Origin of the sequence: Paracoccus nototheniae (assembly GCF_004335005.1) — a bacterium.
In the GTDB taxonomy this organism is placed as follows: Bacteria; Pseudomonadota; Alphaproteobacteria; order Rhodobacterales; family Rhodobacteraceae; genus Paracoccus; species Paracoccus nototheniae.
Genome location: NZ_RQRT01000163.1, coordinates 1 through 1,426 on the forward strand (window position 1 = coordinate 1; position 1,426 = coordinate 1,426).

A 1,426-nucleotide genomic window follows, 5' to 3' on the forward strand; every position below is an offset into this window, starting at 1 on the left:
GAGCCGAGGCTGTCATCTAATCGCATGTCGTTCTGCAAGGTCTTTCTTGGCGATGGGACATCGTTTGCCGGGAGCAGTGTCATCTTCGCGGTCGACATTAAGCCGCCGCATGGTGGGGCTTCGCGGACGAACCTTCCTATGTGTGAAGCGCACGCATCGGCCAAGTCGGGCAGATGGTGCAACAGCCTCGGCGGAATGGTTCTCGCCACGTCCCGGCAGGGACGTCTCGGCGCGTCGAAAGGCTGACGCGGAACGGCTTGGGATCAGGCCGTGGCTTCAGGTTCGCGCTGGAATGATTGGCCGGATTTCAGCATGGCATGCATGATAACGGCTAGCTTGCGCGCGACGGCGACGGCAGCCCGTTTGAATCCGATCCGTTCACGCAATTTCAGCCCCCATGTTCTCAAGGCGCTATCAGCGCTGGTGCGAGTCAGGACCACGGTCGCTGCCTCATAAAGCAAACCTCGCAAATGTGCATCACCCCGTCGCGAGATGTGCCCGTCGTAATCGACCTCGCCAGACTGATAGCGACGCGTTGTCAGCCCGAGCCATGCGCCGACAGATCGGGACTTCCGGAAGTTCTCGGGATCCTCGATGGCCGTCGTGAAGGATGTCGCGGTGATTGCCCCGATGCCGGGAATCGACATCAGCTGCCGACAGGCATCACTGTGTCTGGCAGTGCGCAACAGCTGGCTCCCGAGTTCTGCAGCCCGCGCCCGGACGGCGAGCCAGGCCTCCAGAAGTGGCAGCAGCACCTGTTCAAGACCAGTGTAGCCACCGAGCAGCCGCCGAACCTCGGCTTCGAACCGGCCTCCTTTTGCACCTGGGACGATCAGACCGAATGTCTTCATCATACCCCGGATCTGATTGGACAGTTCAGTCGAAACCCGGACAAGGCGCCTTCGAGCTGCAACCAACGTGCGGACCAGCATACTGTCGTAGCCCTTCACGCGAACCTCGCGGTAGAAGCCGATCTCGGCGAGATGGGCCAGGCCGTCGGCGTCATTGGCGTCGGTCTTGTTCGGTGCCATGTCCAGCGCCGCCTTGGCATGTCTTGCATCGATGCAGATGGCCGGAAGCCCTTCGGCGCTCAGCGCATGGTAAAACCAGACGGACAGCGGGCCGGTCTCGAACACGACCCGCCTTGCATCCGGTGCGCGCCGCTGCAGAACCATAGCAATCGCCTGAGGATCTGACGGGCATTTGCCCCGCCAGACCCGCTGGCCCTCCCGGCGCACCGAGATCGTTGTCTCTTTCTGAGATACGTCCAGACCGATATAGTCGCACATGGTTGTTCTCCATTTGATGCTTGGGCCCGGTGTCCATCGTGAGCCCGTATCCGGATCCTATCGGGGAACAACCACCCGTCCCAAGTCCGCTGGCATTACAGCCCGGGCGACTCGCTCCCGCGATTACCCCATGTGTG

The 1,426-nt window shown here is 61.6% G+C and carries 2 protein-coding genes; one reads left to right on the forward strand and one right to left on the reverse strand.

Features of this window, described 5'->3' with window-relative positions:
* Nucleotides 1-246 (forward strand): hypothetical protein (locus EG885_RS23180; RefSeq protein ID WP_207392393.1); only part of this gene is annotated, 246 nt, incomplete at its 5' end.
* 17 nt (nucleotides 247-263) lie between these two features.
* Here EG885_RS23180 and EG885_RS22275 read toward each other — a convergent pair.
* Nucleotides 264-1,289, reverse strand: a complete 1,026-nt coding sequence (locus EG885_RS22275) for an IS110 family RNA-guided transposase (RefSeq protein ID WP_131579051.1) — start codon at nucleotides 1,287-1,289, stop codon at nucleotides 264-266.
* Nucleotides 1,290-1,426 lie beyond the last annotated feature (137 nt).